Genomic DNA, 276 nt, shown 5'->3' on the forward strand with positions numbered 1-276 from the left:
GAACCTGCTGCGCGAGACGCCGATCGCGGGCATCCTCGGCGACCAGCAGGCCGCCACCTTCGGCCAGACGGCGTTCACCCCCGGCGGCGCCAAGAACACCTACGGCACGGGCAACTTCCTCATCGTCAACACCGGCGAGGACCTCGTCTTCAGCGACAACGGCCTGCTGACGACGATGGCCTACCGCCTCGGCGACGACAAGCCGGTGTACGCGCTCGAGGGCGCCATCGCCGTCACGGGCTCGCTCGTGCAGTGGCTGCGCGACAACCTCGGGCT

General features: G+C 69.6%; 1 protein-coding gene. It reads left to right on the forward strand.

Translation table 11 applies throughout. The annotated features are described in order from the left end of the window. On the forward strand, window positions 1-276 hold a 276-nt coding region (locus Q0789_RS16655), incomplete at both ends, for an FGGY-family carbohydrate kinase (protein WP_298807098.1).

Origin of the sequence: uncultured Pseudokineococcus sp. (assembly GCF_947499845.1) — a bacterium.
In the GTDB taxonomy this organism is placed as follows: Bacteria; Actinomycetota; Actinomycetes; order Actinomycetales; family Quadrisphaeraceae; genus Pseudokineococcus.